A 13,862-nucleotide genomic window follows, 5' to 3' on the forward strand; every position below is an offset into this window, starting at 1 on the left:
GCATCTTCCCGTGTTGTCCCGGCTCCGGCCGGGTGCGTCCCCCACTGCAAGGAGTTCACCGCATGTCGCCTCGTCACCAGCGCAACCTGACCCGCCGTAAGCTGATGTTCGCCCTGGGCGGCGCGGCCGTGGCCATCCCCGCGGCGGCCGCCATCGCCCCCTTCGCGCTCGCCGACCAGCCGGGTGACAGCGGCGGCAACAAGACCCGCGCGGCGTCGGGTTCGCTTCCGGTGACCGTCGTCAACAACAGCGGCTCGTTCGACAACGGGTCCGTGAACGTCTACGTGGTCGGCAACGTCGACGGCAAGCAGGTCCGCCTCAAGCAGGACGGCACCCTCGCGCCCATCGCGGTCTCCGACAACGGCGCCGACGGCTTCACCGACTACGCGATACCGCTGGCGGGCAGCGGCGAGACCAAGCTGTCCCTGCCGTTCATGTCGGGCCGTATCTACGTCTCGCTCGGCGACAAGCTGAAGATGAAGGCCGTCACCGACGGCAACGGCAACGCGGCCCTGCAGTTCCCGGCCGGCTGGGTGGAGTCCGACCCGAACTTCGGTGTGCTGCACGACTGCGCGGAGTTCACGTACAACGCCTCCGGCATGTTCTGCAACACCACGATGGTCGACATGTTCAGCGTCCCGATGAGCATCCGCCTCACCGGTGAGAAGGACCAGACGACCGGCAGCATCCGCGACGGCGGCCGCGCGGCCGCGTTCGCCGCGGTCAAGGAGGTCGCGGAGTTCTCCAAGCTCGTCGTGGACGACAAGCGGATCATCGCGCCCGGCCACGGCCTGGACGCGGGCCTGTTCGCCAAGGACTACTTCGCCCCGTACATCGACGAGGTGTGGTCCACCTTCACCGGCAAGGACCTGAAGATCACCACGAACGCCGGCACGTTCACCGGCCGGGTCCGCGGCGACCGCTTCACCTTCGACGGCCCGGCCTCGGTGTCCTTCGCCAAGCCCTCCACCCGTGACGTCCTCTTCTGCGACGGCAACCTCGCCGCCCCGAACGACGGCACCACCGGCCCCGTGGCGGCCGTCCTCGGCGCGGGCTTCAACCGCTCGACGCTGCTCACCGACACGGCCCAGCCGAGCACCGACCCGGCCGCCTTCTACCAGGGCGAGCTGACCAACCACTACTCCAAGGCCATCCACACGGCCACCAAGGACGGCAAGGCGTACGGCTTCGCCTTCGACGACGTCGCCGACTTCGCCTCCTTCATCCAGGACACGGCCCCCTCGGGCTTCACCCTGACGCTGACGTCGTTCTGACCCACCCCGTACGGCACTGCTCCCCGTCTCGGCCCGAGGCGGGGAGCAGTGCCGTCTGCCGGTCGGTCAGCAGGGCCGGATGTGCCAGACCGGTGTCCAGGACGCCGTCCCGCTCTGCGGCGCCCGGCTGCTCCACCGCTCGGTGCCGTTCTCGTTGTAGAAGCGGGCCACGGTGCCGCTGGACTGGTTGTTGTTGAAGTAGCCGTCCCCGATGCCGTAGAAGTCGTAGTAGCCGCAGTAGTAGTAGTCGTAGAGCTTGCCGTTCCCGTCCTGGATGCACAGGTGCCCGGAGCCGCAGCTGATCGCGGCCGAGCGGGGAGCGGCGAACGTCACCGTGCCACCGGGCATGGTCGCCTTGTCTGCGGCGGTCTGCTTCTCGCCGGGGTGGGCGGCCAGGTAGCTGTCGACCTGGCCCTGGACTCCGGCCGCCGGCGCGGCCGACGCGCTGCCGGCCAGCAACTGGCTCCCCGCCAGCGCGACAGCGGCGGCCGTCACGGCAAGGACTTTGCGCAAGCTCATGCTGAAATTCCCCCTGGTCCCGCACTCCGGCTGTCGCCATGGACGACGGCAGTCCCGGAGGCTTGATCCATCGTGCCGAGGGCGCGAGCCGCCCTTGAAGGGTTAATCAGGTCATTTGGTGCGCCGGGGGTTCCACCAGGGGCGTACGTGTACAGGAGCGAGCGGGTCTTTGCACCTCGAACCGTTTCGGCAGTGTGAACCCGGAAGTTGCTCCGCAAATCCGGGTGAACGACTCCCGCCCCCCTGTCACCTCCCGTGCCTCACAACCGGCCTCCCCGGCTGACCGGTTGACGCCGTCGGCGCGGGGGAGGAGACGTGACGGACCCGAGGGCGGACCCGGCGGGAAGGGAAGCGGAATTGCCGGTGTGCCGCTGACCGGATCGTTCCGGGCGTGGCCCCGATCGTGTCTGTCGGGCGGGTGTCCGGCCAGGTCAGACTGGGGGACATGAAGAGAGCGCTGATCGTCATCGATGTCCAGGAGTCCTTCCGTGCCCGGCCGCTGTGGGAGCGGATCAGCAACCCGGAGATCGCCGAGCCGGTGAACCGGCTGGTGCGTACCGCGCGGGACCAGGGGGACCTCGTGGTCTGGGTGCTGCACACCGAGCCCGGCAGCGGTGACGTGTTCGACCCGGAACTGGGGCACGTCCGCCTGCTGGCGGAGCTGGAGCAGCCGCTGCCCGGCGAGCCGGTGCTGCGCAAGACCTCGCACAACGCGTTCACCACCACCAACCTCCAGCAACTGCTGACCGAGGCGGGCGTGGGGGAGCTGTGGGTGTGCGGCATCCGCACCGAGCAGTGCGTGGAGACCACCGCCCGGCTCGGCAGCGACCTCGGGTACGACGTCGTCTTCGTCGCCGACGCCACCGCCACCGACCCGATCGGCGACCTCAGCGCCGAGGCGGTCATCGAACGCACCCAGGCCGTACTGCGCGACCGCTTCGCCCGCATCGCCACCGTCGCCGAACTGGCGCCAGCGCGGGCATGACCCGCGTCGTCTTCGTCCTGCTGCCCGGGGTCCACCTGCTCGACCTGGCCGGACCGGCCCAGGTCTTCTCCACCGCGGCGGACCTCGGGCAGCCGTACGCCCTCGACTACGTCGCCGGACAGCCGCAGGTCCTCAGTGCCCAGGGACTCCCGCTGACCGCCCGCACCCACTGGCCCGACCTCGGCCCCGACGACCTCGTCGTGGTACCCGGCTGGCGCGCCCGCACCCTGCGCACCGGCCCCGCGCTCACCCCCGGCACCCTCGACCGGCTGCGCGCCCACCACGCCAGCGGCGGCACCGTCGCCAGCGTGTGCGCCGGAGCCGAGGCCCTCGGCCGCGCCGGGCTGCTCGACGGCCGCCGCTGCACCACCCACCACCAGCTCCAGGACGAACTGGCCGCCCGCCACCCGGAGGCGACCGTCGTCAAGGACGTCCTGTTCACCACCGACGACCGGGTCGTCACCTCGGCCGGCATCGCCAGCGGCATCGACCTCGCCCTGCACCTGCTCGCCGTACGACACGGCCCCGCCCTCGCCGCCCAGGTGGCGCGCGAGATGGTGATCTACGCCCGCCGCAACGGCGGCGAACCCCAGGCCAGCGCCATGCTCCGGCACCGCGGCCACCTTGACGACACGACCCACCGGGTCCAGGACCTCATCGACACCCGCTACGCCGAGCCGCTGCCCCTGGCCCGCCTCGCCGCCCACGCCGGCGTCAGCGCCCGTACCCTGACCCGGCTGTTCACCAGGGCCACCGGCGGCCTCACCCCGCTGCGCTACCAGCAGGCGCTCCGGCTCGAACGCGCCGAACACCTCGTCAGCCATGGCGCGACCGCCGAGTCCGCGGCCCGGGAGGTCGGCTTCGAGGACGCCCGTATGCTCCGCCGTCTCAGACGGGAGGCGGCCGGCCACTCGGCCGAATCGCCCCGCTGAAGCGAGCCGTCCGGGCTGCGGGACCCCTTGCGACGTACGGTTTCGACCGGCGGGAACGGTCGACGTCGCCTCGGAGGAACCATGACGCAAGCCGCGGGCCAGGCGCCCCGCACCAAGGGCCTGAACGGTCACATGCTGATGGCGGCCGTGGTGTCCGCGATCAGCGGCCTGCTGTACGGCTACGACACGGGCATCATCTCCGGCGCGCTGCTCCAGATCTCCGAGGAGTTCCACATCGGGAACACCATGAAGGAGTCCATCGCCGCCGGAATCCTGCTGGGCGCCGTCATCGGCTCCCTGAGCTGCAGCCTCCTGTGCGAGCGCTTCGGCCGGCACCGCACCATTCTGCTGATCTGCTGTGTGTTCATCGCGGGCAGTCTGACCTGCGCGGTCGCCCCCTCCGCCGTCGGCCTGGCCCTCGCCCGCGTACTGCTGGGGTTCGCGGTCGGCGGCGCCACCCAGACGGTGCCGATGTACGTGGCCGAGCTGGCTCCCAAGTCGATCCGGGGGCGGCTGGTGCTCTGCTTCCAGCTCGCCATCGGCGTCGGCATCGTCATCGCCACGATCGTCGGCGCGAGCGAGGCGGTGTCCTGGCGGGTGTCGATCGGCGCGGCCGCCGCACCGGCGCTGGTGATGCTGCTGGGCCAGTTGCGGCTGCCCGAGAGCCCCCGGTGGCTGATCCTGCGCAAGGGCGACGTGGAGGGGGCGGAGGAGGTGCTGAAGGAGGTACGCCCCGAGGGGTACGACATCCGCTCCGAGCTGGACGAGATCACGGCCCTGGCCCGCCGTCAGCAGCGCACCGACCGGAGTCATCAGGGCTGGCGCGGGCTGCGGCAGGCGTGGGTGCGTCCGGCGCTGGTCGTCGGCTGCGGCATCGCCGTCTTCACGCAGCTCTCCGGCATCGAGATGATCATCTACTACGCCCCGACCATCCTCACCGACAACGGCTTCTCCCGGTCCGACGCGCTCCGGGTCAGCGTCGCCCTCGGTGTGGTCTACCTGGTGATGATGATCGTCGGCCTGTGGATCGTGGACAAGGTCGGCCGCCGCAGGCTCACTCTCGTGATGGTGCCCGGCGCGGCCGTCAGCCTGTTCGTCCTCGGCGGCTTCTACATCACCGGCCACGGCACCCGTGCCTACATCCCGGCCATCGTGGCCTGTCTGCTGGCCTTCATGTTCTTCAACGCCGGCGGTCTCCAGCTCATGGGCTGGCTCACCGGGTCCGAGATCTACCCCCTGTCGGTGCGTGCCGCCGCCACCAGCGTGCAGTCGGCCACCCTGTGGAGCACCAACCTGCTGATCACCCTCACCCTGCTCACCATGATCAGCGCCTTCGGCGTGGGCCAGGTGTTCTGGATCTACGCCTTCTTCAACGTCGCCGCCTGGCTGTTCGTGTGGTGGAAGATGCCGGAACTCACCGGCCACAGCCTCGAGGACATCGAACAGCATCTGAAGGACCACGAGTTCGAGCCGGAGGACTTCGCCCGCTCCTGAGCGGCCCTCAACGCGACGGCCGGAAGCAGGCGGTGACCTCCTTGCCGCGCGGGCACGGGTAGGCCCCCCAACTGTCGGCCAGAGCGTCCACCAGGATCATGCCCCGGCCGCCGGTGGAGCCGCTGGTCGGCCGGCGCTGCTCGGGCAGCTCCGGCGAGGCGTCGTGCACGGTGACATGCAGACACTCGCTGTCCCAGGTCAGTACGAGCTGCGCGGTGGCCCGGGCGTGGACATGCGCGTTGGTGACCAGCTCGGACACGGTCAGCAGTACCGCGTCCACGGTCTCCGGCGCGCTCCGCGCCCAGCCCAGCGTCTCCACATGCCCGCGCGTCCAGTCCCGCGCCGCCTTCACCCCGCTGCTGACGGGCAACGACCGCGCCCATCCCACGGCTCGCAAAGAGGATTCACCCGGAGAAGTTCCGTCCACGTTCATGACATCCGCCTTCCCCGCGATCGGCCCGGCACCCGCCCGGGCGGTTGACTTCGTGAGCACTCCAAGTGATGGGGTCACCGGTGTCCACGAACATCGAGGGAGATGACCATGAACGACTCTCCGGTCGCGCTCATCACGGGCGGCGGCAGCGGCATCGGCGCGGCCGTCGCCCGGCAACTGCTGGACGCGGGCCACCGGGTCACCGTCACCGGACGCGGCAAGGACCGGCTCCGGGAGTTCGCCGAGAGTGTGGGCGAGCCCGGGGAACTGCTGACCGTACCCGGCAGCGCGTCCTCCTACGACGACGTCCGGGACGCCGTGGACCGCACGCTCGAGACGTACGGCCGGCTGGACACGGTCATCGCCAACGCCGGTGTCGCCACGCACGACTCCGTCGCCGAGGGTGACCCGTCGGGCTGGAGCGAGATGGTCCTGACGAACGTCCTCGGTCCGGCCCTCCTCGTCCGGGCCTCCGTCGACGCGCTCAAGGAGACCCGCGGCCGGATCGTCCTCATCGGCAGCGTCGCCGGGTTCGTGAACACCCCGGGCAACCTCTACGGGGCGACCAAGTGGGCCGTCACCGGCCTCGCCGAGAACACCCGGCGCCAGGTCACCGAGTACGGCATCGGCGTGACCCTGGTCGCCCCCGGCCGGGTGGAGACCCCGTTCTGGGACGGCTACGGCAGCCTGCCGCCGGGGCCGCTGCTGACCGCCGGCCAGATCGCCGACTCGGTGGTCTGGGCGATCCGGCAGCCGGCCGGGGTCGACGTCAACACCGTCGTCGTACGGCCGCTGGGGCAGCCCAACTGACCCGCCGCGGGCGACGAAACGGGCCCTGGCCGGGAGAGTTCCGCCCGGCCGGGGCCCGCTTCACACCGCGGACGCGTCAGCGCCGCTTCCGGCGGCTCAGCAGCGTCAGCGCGAGCACCGCGACCGCACCGGCGACCAGGAGCCCCCGCTTGTCGCGGACCTGCTCGGGAGCGCGGTCCTGCCAGAGCTGCTCGGCCTGCCCGGCCTTGGCCCGCACCTGCGTCGCCGCCGTGGCGGCCTTGTCCTTGACCGGGTCGGGCAGCTTCTCCCGCAGCTTCTGCGCGGTCTCGGCGGTCTGCACCTTGAGCTCGGCCGCCTTCTGCTGGGCACGCGCCTTGACGTCGGCCTTGTCGGTCAGCGCCTCCACGGTCTCCCCGAGCTCGTGGCGGGTCCGCTCGACCTGTTCCCGCAGCTCCTGCGGGCTCGCGGAGGCGGACTCCTCGAAGGGCTGCTGTGTCATCGCTTGGCACTCTCCTTGATCTCGGCCACATCGGCCTTCACACTGTCGATGGTCTGCTCCGGAGCGGGCGGGGCGGCCATGCCGACCTCCTTCTTGCCGGTCAGGGCGAGGACCGCCGTGACCGCGCCGAGGACGCCGGTGACGATGAGCGCGGCGGCCCAGACCGGAAGCGGTACGGCCAGGCCGGCGATCGCCGTGGCCACCAGGGCCTGGAGCGTGAGGAAACCGGTGAGCCCGGCTCCTCCGAACAGCGAGCCGCCCTTGCCGTAGCGCTTGCCCTTCTCCTTCATCTCCGCCTGGGCAAGACGGAGTTCGCCCCGCACCAGCTCGGTGAGCTGCTGCGAGGCGCGTTGCACCAGTTCACCGACCGGCTCCTCACGGCCCAGTGCCGGTTCACGGTCGGGTTCGAACATGACCATCACCCCTCCTGCGTATCCGGCAGTCCGGATGCCCCGCATACGCGGAGGGACGCCTGCCCCGGCCCTGTTCCACAGGGCCCTCACACGGAGGGCACCGACATGGACGAGGCCGGGGCGTCAGGAGTCACGGCTGTGGCCAGCGGTCCGCCTCGCGGGGTGCCGGCTCGTCCGTCTCGAAGGCGGTGGCCGGGCCGGTGGGGTCGAGGATCTCGTCGCCGAACAGGTCCTGCAGCCAGTTCGTCTGGTAGACGGTGTCGAGGTAGCGCTCGCCGAGGTCCGGCGCGATGGCCACCGCCGTCAGGTCGCGGGTGTCGTGGCGGGCCAGCCAGTTCGCCGCGCCGCTGACCACCGTGCCCGTCGACCCGCCGAACAGGAAACCCCGCCGGGCCATCCGGTGGCAGGCGCGGATGGTCTCCGCCTCCTCCACCCGGATGACCTCGTCGACGTAGGACTCGTCGAGCAGCGGCGGCCGCATGCTCATGCCGAGGCCGGGGATCATCCGGCGGCCCGGTTCCCCGCCGAACGCGACCGAGCCCACGCTGTCCACCGCGACGATCCGCACCGGCCGGTGCCATTCGCGGAAGTAGCGGGCGCACCCCATGAGCGTCCCCGCGGTGCCCGTGCCGACGAACAGCACGTCCAGGCTGGGGAACTGACGGGCGATCTGCTGCGCGGTCGTGCGGTAGTGGGCCTGCCAGTTGCCGGGGTTGGTGTACTGACTGAGCCACACGTACCGGTCGTCGGAGGCGCACAGCGAGCGGACGTACTCGATCCGCGTGCCCAGGAACCCGCCGTTCTCGTCCAGGTCGGCCACGATGTGCACCTGGCTGCCGAGGGCCTCCATCAGCAGCCGGGTCGACAGGTTGCAGCGCGAGTCCGTCACGCACAGGAACTGGTAGCCCTTGCTCGCGGCGATCATGCTGAGCGCCACGCCGAGATTCCCGGACGAGGACTCGACGATGACGGAGTCCGGCTTGAGGATGCCCTCCCGCTCGGCGCCCTCCACCATCTCGTTCGCGGCCTTCAGCTTGATGGAGCCGGCGAAGTTGAAGCCCTCGCACTTCAGGTAGAGGGGACATCCGAGGATCGACTTGAGGTCGACGAAGAGATGGCCTTCGTTGAAGTCATGGGGAGCGGATATGACGGGCACGATGGGCCTCCTGGTGCCGGGGAAGGGCAGCGCTGTCAGCCGTACCGGCGCAGGTCGTGGAAGAAGTTGTCGATGACGCCGAGGTTTCCCGCCCTGGCCGTCTCGTCGTGGACGTACTTGCCGACGGCGAGGTCGAGGACGCCCAGCCCGAAGGGCGAGAAGACGATCGGCCGGTCGGGCGGTGGAGCGGAGCGGCCGAGCATCACGTCGTAGAGCGTGCCGTTGAGGAAGTCCCGGTTCCCGGTGCGCTGTTCGACCAGGTGCGGCGAGGTGTCGGCCTTGAGGCAGTGCTCCACGTCGTCGACGAAGTTCGCCGATGCCATGAGGACTTCCGGGGCCAGGTCGCGCAGTGAGACGTGCAGGACCAGGGGGTTGTGGGAGAACAGGGAGGCGTCGGTGACGTGGGGAGCTCCCGCGACGGTGGCGAAGACGACCAGGTCGCTGGAGCGGATGAGGTCCGCGGCGGTGTCGTGCACCGTGACCTCGGCGCTCGTCCCGCTCTGCCGCAGGTAGTCGCGGAACCCGGCGGCGCTGTCCGCGGCCGTGTCGTGCACGCCGACCGTCTCGAACTCCCAGCCGGTGCCCGCGAGGAAGGTGTGGATGTAGCGGGCGATCAGCCCGGTGCCGAAGAACCCGACGCGGGTCGGGCGCGGCCGGGAGCGGCTGAACCAGTCGGCGGCCAGCGCGGCGGACGCCGCCGTCCTGGTCGCGCTGATGATGGAGCTCTCCAGACAGGCGAACGGGTAGCCGGTCTCGGGGTCGTTGAGGATCAGGACCGCCGAGGCGCGGGGGAGCCCGGAGCGCACGTTGTCCGGGAAGCTGGAGATCCACTTGACGCCGTCGACCCCCATGGAGCCGCCGATCGACGCCGGCAGCGCGATGATCCGCGAGCTGGGCCGGTCGGGGAACCGCAGGAAGTAGGACGGCGGGTTGACCGAGTCACCGGCGCCGTGCAACCGGTAGGTCGCCTCGACCAGTTCCACGATCTCCTTCTCGCGCCCGGCGAGAGCCTTGTGCACCTGCTCACCGGAGATCACCGCGAACGACGGCGACGGAGCCGCCTCGGGTGCGGCCGGCTGTGCGGGGGTGGGCAACAGATCGGTCATCGCTCGCTCGCCTCCGAGTTCGTCTCCCCGGCGGCCAGGCGGCGCGGATCGGCCATGCCGACCAGCACCTGCCTGTCCCCGGTGTAGGGCTCCCTGCTGTGCGCGGTCCGGACGTTGTCGACGAGCAGCAGGTCACCGGCCTGCCACGGCTCGCGCCTGGTGTGCTTCTCGTACGTCGCGTTGAGCAGCTCGACGACGTCCTCCCCGATCGGAGTGCCGTCACCGAAGCGGGTGTTGAACGGCAGACCGTCCGCGCCGTAGATGTCCACGAGGTACTCGCGCACCTCCGGGGCGAGCGTCCACTCGTTGAGGAAGGCGATCTGGTTGAACCAGCACGCCTCACCCGTGACGGGGTGCCGGACCACGGCCGGGCGGCGCTGGGTGGTCCGCAGGGAACCGTCCGGCTGCCAGGCGAAGTCGATGCCGTGCGCCCGGCAGTAGCTCTCGACCCCGGCGCGGTCGGCGGTCCCGAACGACTCCTCCAGGGACGCCCCGATCTCGTCGTTGTAGGACCGGGTGAGCATCCAGCCCTCCTTCTCGAAGCGCGTCCGCACCTCGGGGGGCAGCTCCCGGAGCACCTCCGCCGCGTCGGCCACCGCCGTCGCCCCGCCGTCCTCGGGCGCCGTCAGGCAGGCGAACAGCATCAGCGTGGGCGGGTCCTGCGTGTAACTCAGCTCGTGGTGCATGCACATGGGCTGGTTGGCCGGCCAGGTCGTGGAGACGTACAGCCCCGCACCGAAGGTCTCGCGCGGTGCGAAGGACTCCCGCTCCGTCATCAGGCCGCCGGTCAGCCGGGAGAAGACGGCACCGACCTGCTCCGGGTCGCGCAGCCCCAGGCCCCGGACCAGCAGGGAGCCGTGCTCGGTGACCTGGGCGCGCAGCACGTCGCGGTACTGGGCCGCCCAGCCCGGTACATCGGCCGGGGCGTCGATACGGGCCACCGGCGGTCTGCCCGGCCGCAGCTCCACGTCGAGCGGGGCTGCCAGGGATGAGGTCGACATCTCGGTTTTCCTTTCGGTCGCCCGTCATCGGGCTGGGGCAGGGGTCAGGAGGAGGCCAGCGGCTCGGCGGCGGCCAGCACGGCCTTCGCCGCCTCGGTGGGGCGCAGGCGCGGGAAGTAGTGCCCGCCGTCGGGGAGTTCGTGCAGGTCCACGTGGTCGGCCAGCAGCAGCCAGTCCCCGTGGGAGCCGGTGTACCCGGCCGTGTACGGGTCGTCGGCAGCCACCACCACCGACACCGGGGCCGACAGCCGCGCCGCCGGCGGGTTCTCCAGCGCGTCGCGGAAGTACCGGTGGGCGGACAGGCAGTCGTGCCGGTAGGCGGCTCCCACGCGCTCGGAGTGCCGCGCGGTCAGCTCCGCCAGTTCGACGTAGCCGCCCTCCTCGGCCAGCCGCGCGGCGATCTCGGCGTCGTCGCGGACCGACAGCGCCTCCGCGGCGGCCCGTCGCTCGGCGGCCGTGCCGAGCAGTTGGGCGCCGACGAACAGCCGCGTCACCTCGACCCCGCGCTCGGCGAGCCTGCGGGCCGTCTCCACGGCCGGCGCCGCGCCCGACGAGTGGCCCCACAGCATGACCCGGGTCAGACCACGCGCGGTGATCTCGGCCGCGACCCGCTCCGCCACCTCGGCGATCGAGCCGAACGCTTCCTGCCGTCCGGCGAGGTCATGACCGGGCAGCTCGACCGCGAGCACCGACATCCCGCCGCCCGCCAACGCGCTCGCCATCGGCTGGAAGTTGACCGCGTTGCCGCCCGCGTACGGGAAGCACACGAGCGCGCACTCCGGCGTCCCGTCCGCCTCCGCCAGCGGCTGGAGCAGCTCCCCGCTCTGCTCGGCCGCACCCTCCAGGAGGGCCGCCAGGTCGGCGAGTACCGGGTTGCGGGTGATGTCTTTGAGGGACACCGCGCGGTCGAGCGCGATCGTCAGCTTCACCGCCGTCAGGGAGGTGCCGCCGGAGTCGAAGAAGTGGTCCCTGCGGCCGATCCGCTCCTCGGGCACCCCCAGCAGCACCGCCCAGGCGGCCGCCAGCCGCCGCTCGGCCGGGGTACGCGGCTCCCGGTCCCCGCCGTCGGCCGGGGTCGCGGGCGCGCTCCGCCCGGCCAGCACGGTGAGCGCCTTGCGGTCGGTCTTGCCGTTGGCCGTCAGCGGCAGCGCCTGGTGCCAGTGGAAGGCCGCCGGGACCATGTACGCCGGGAGAGCCGCGCCCAGCGCGTCGCGCAGTTCCTCCACCGGCAACTCGCGCCCGGCGTAGAAGGCGACCAACTGAGGCCCCTGTCCGCTTCGTTCGGCCACGACCACCGCGCCGTCCCGCACCCCCGGAACCCGCAGCAGCGTGTTCTCGATCTCGCCGATCTCGATGCGGAAGCCCCGGATCTTGACCTGGTTGTCCCGGCGCCCCAGGAACTCCAGCTTGCCGCCGGCGTGCCAGCGCCCCCAGTCACCGCCCAGGTAGAGCCGCTCGCCCGGCCGGTAGGGGTCCTCCAGGTACGCCTCACGGGTCCGCTCGGGGTCGTTGACGTAGCCCCGGCCCACACAGACCCCGGAGAAGGCGATCAGCCCCGGCGCGCCCAGCGGCACCAGCTCCAGCCGCTCGTCCACGACCAGGACGCGCACGTTGTTCACGGCACGTCCCAGCAGGACGCGGTCGCACACCCCGTCGATGATCTCGTGGTTGGTGTCGTCCGAAGTCTCGGTCAGGCCATAGGCGTTGACCAGCTTGATGCCGGGCTGGACGGCGAACCAGCGCTGGACCAGCTCCGGTTTGAGCGCCTCACCGGTCACGGACACGAAGCGCAGGTCCGGGAAGTCGCGCGGGTGCCGCTCCAGGTAGGAGACCAGGACCTCCAGATACGAGGGCACGAGCTGGGTCACCCCGACCCGGCCGCCCACGAGCGTGTCGGCGAACCGCTCCACGTCCATGAGCACGTCCTGCTCCACCAGCAGCGTCCGTCCGCCCACCAGCAGCGCGGAGATCAACTGCCACAGCGAGATGTCGAAGCACTGCGGTGCCGTCTGCGCCACCACACCGCCCTCGCCGACACCCAGGTCGTCGATCTTGGCGAAGAGATGGTTGAGCATCCCCGCGTGCTCGCACATCGCCCCCTTCGGCTCGCCGGTGGAGCCGGAGGTGAAGTAGATGTAGGCGAGCTGACCGGGGTCCACCGCCACACCGAGGTCGTCGTCCGCGTGGCCTTCGGCGTACGCGTCCTCGACGAGCAGCCTCTCGGCCCCGGGAACGTCGGCCAGCGCCTGGTCGAGTGTGTCGGTACTGCCCGACTCGGTCAGCACCAGCCGGCACCCGGCCCGCGAGAGGGTGGCCGCGATGCGGCCGGGCGGGAAGTGCGGCTCGATCGGCAGGTAGACGCCGCCCGCCTTGAACACGGCCAGCGTCGCGGCCAGCCAGTCGAGATCGCGCTCGGTGACCACGGCCACCACGCCCTCGCGCTCCAGCCCGCGTGCCAGCAGGGCCCGCGCCAGCCGGTTGGCCCGGCGGTCGAGTTCGCCGTACGTCCACTGCCGGCCGCCGTGCACCGCCGCCACCGCGTCCGGGTGCTCGCGTACGCGCCGCTCGAACAGTTCGTGCGCCCGCAAGTCCGGCAGCTCCCGCGCGGGACCGGCGAGCCCCTCCAACTGCTCGTGCCGCTCCTCGGCCGACAGCAGGCGCGCCGCCGTGTGCCCGGCGTCCGGGTCGGCCGCCATCAGCTCCAGGGCCCGCACGTGGTAGCCCGCGATCCGGGCCGCGCTCGCGGTGTCCAGGACGTCGGTCCGGTACCGCAGGACCAGCCGTCCGTCCTCGGAGCCGTGCACGTGCAGGACACGGTCACCGGTCAGCGGGCTCAAGGGACCGAAGACCACCTCGAACGGCGGCTCAGTGAGACCCAGTTCGCGTCGCAGCCCGTCCAGCGGGACGTCCCGGTGCGCCATCACCTCGGCCGCCGCGCGGTGAGCCGTCGACACCAGCTCGCGCCAGGTGCCGGGGGAGACGGCGAGGCGGCACGGCAGGGGCTCGCCGTCCCCGTCGGCGGCGTACCCCGTCACCACGTCCTGCTCACCGCAGAGGGCGGACAGCACCTTGGCGTGCGCCGCCAGGAGCACGGCGTCGGCCGGTACTTCCAGCCGTCGCGCCAGTTCGCCCACGGCCCGGGGCACCGGCACCTCGTGCTCCGCCGTACCGGGCGCCGGCACCTCGGCCCACCGCGGTACCGCGGTGAGTCCACCGGCGGTGAGCACACCGCTCCAGAACTCCCGGTCCGCCTGCACACGCGTTCCCATCGAATGCTCC

At 71.5% G+C, this 13,862-nt stretch carries 13 protein-coding genes; 5 read left to right on the plus strand and 8 right to left on the minus strand.

Annotation, left to right across the window (positions count from 1 at the left end; genetic code table 11):
- Positions 1-62 precede the first annotated feature (62 nt).
- Entirely contained in the window at positions 63-1,274 is a 1,212-nt protein-coding gene (locus tag HEK131_RS14655) for a beta-1,3-glucanase family protein (RefSeq protein ID WP_217460637.1), read from the plus strand.
- Positions 1,275-1,340: 66 nt separating this feature from the next.
- Here the strand turns inward: HEK131_RS14655 and HEK131_RS14660 are convergent, their stop codons facing one another.
- On the minus strand, positions 1,341-1,793 hold the full coding sequence (locus tag HEK131_RS14660) for a hypothetical protein (RefSeq protein WP_217460636.1): 453 nt from the start codon (positions 1,791-1,793) through the stop codon (positions 1,341-1,343).
- Between the two features lie 445 nt (positions 1,794-2,238).
- Between HEK131_RS14660 and HEK131_RS14665 the strand changes: the two genes are divergently transcribed.
- From HEK131_RS14665 to HEK131_RS14675, 3 genes are all read left to right on the plus strand, one after another.
- Positions 2,239-2,778 (plus strand): isochorismatase family protein, encoded by a 540-nt coding sequence (locus HEK131_RS14665; protein WP_244335548.1) that lies wholly within the window; start codon positions 2,239-2,241, stop codon positions 2,776-2,778.
- On the plus strand, positions 2,775-3,710 hold the full coding sequence (locus HEK131_RS14670; RefSeq protein WP_244335555.1) for a GlxA family transcriptional regulator: 936 nt from the start codon (positions 2,775-2,777) through the stop codon (positions 3,708-3,710). Before HEK131_RS14665 ends, HEK131_RS14670 begins: the two co-directional genes overlap by 4 nt.
- 81 nt (positions 3,711-3,791) lie before the next feature.
- A complete protein-coding gene (locus tag HEK131_RS14675) occupies positions 3,792-5,204 on the plus strand; it encodes a sugar porter family MFS transporter (RefSeq protein WP_244335557.1) in 1,413 nt (470 codons plus the stop codon).
- A 7-nt stretch (positions 5,205-5,211) separates the two neighbouring features.
- On the opposite strand, the gene HEK131_RS14680 is transcribed toward HEK131_RS14675, so the two are convergent.
- Positions 5,212-5,637, minus strand: coding sequence for an ATP-binding protein (locus HEK131_RS14680; RefSeq protein ID WP_217464749.1), 426 nt, complete (start codon positions 5,635-5,637; stop codon positions 5,212-5,214).
- Between the two features lie 108 nt (positions 5,638-5,745).
- On the opposite strand from HEK131_RS14680, the gene HEK131_RS14685 reads away from it, so the two are divergent.
- Complete coding sequence (locus tag HEK131_RS14685; RefSeq protein WP_244335559.1) at positions 5,746-6,447, plus strand: SDR family oxidoreductase; 702 nt, start codon at positions 5,746-5,748, stop codon at positions 6,445-6,447.
- A gap of 76 nt (positions 6,448-6,523) precedes the next feature.
- On the opposite strand, the gene HEK131_RS14690 is transcribed toward HEK131_RS14685, so the two are convergent.
- The 6 genes from HEK131_RS14690 to HEK131_RS14715 form a co-directional block, all read right to left on the minus strand.
- Entirely contained in the window at positions 6,524-6,907 is a 384-nt protein-coding gene (locus HEK131_RS14690; protein WP_217464747.1) for a DUF3618 domain-containing protein, read from the minus strand.
- Positions 6,904-7,320, minus strand: a complete 417-nt coding sequence (locus HEK131_RS14695; protein WP_244335561.1) for a phage holin family protein — start codon at positions 7,318-7,320, stop codon at positions 6,904-6,906. Before HEK131_RS14695 ends, HEK131_RS14690 begins: the two co-directional genes overlap by 4 nt.
- A 130-nt stretch (positions 7,321-7,450) precedes the next feature.
- Entirely contained in the window at positions 7,451-8,476 is a 1,026-nt protein-coding gene (gene sbnA, locus HEK131_RS14700) for a 2,3-diaminopropionate biosynthesis protein SbnA (protein ID WP_217464745.1), read from the minus strand.
- Between the two features lie 35 nt (positions 8,477-8,511).
- Positions 8,512-9,582 carry a 2,3-diaminopropionate biosynthesis protein SbnB gene (gene sbnB / locus HEK131_RS14705; protein ID WP_244335563.1) on the minus strand — a complete coding sequence of 357 codons (1,071 nt, stop codon included), beginning with the start codon at positions 9,580-9,582 and terminating at the stop codon, positions 8,512-8,514.
- On the minus strand, positions 9,579-10,583 hold the full coding sequence (locus HEK131_RS14710) for a TauD/TfdA family dioxygenase (protein WP_244335565.1): 1,005 nt from the start codon (positions 10,581-10,583) through the stop codon (positions 9,579-9,581). Before HEK131_RS14710 ends, sbnB begins: the two co-directional genes overlap by 4 nt.
- Positions 10,584-10,627: 44 nt before the next feature.
- Positions 10,628-13,852, minus strand: coding sequence for a non-ribosomal peptide synthetase (locus HEK131_RS14715; protein ID WP_244335568.1), 3,225 nt, complete (start codon positions 13,850-13,852; stop codon positions 10,628-10,630).
- Positions 13,853-13,862: the final 10 nt, after the last annotated feature.

Source organism: Streptomyces seoulensis, assembly GCF_022846655.1.
Taxonomy (GTDB): domain Bacteria; phylum Actinomycetota; class Actinomycetes; order Streptomycetales; family Streptomycetaceae; genus Streptomyces.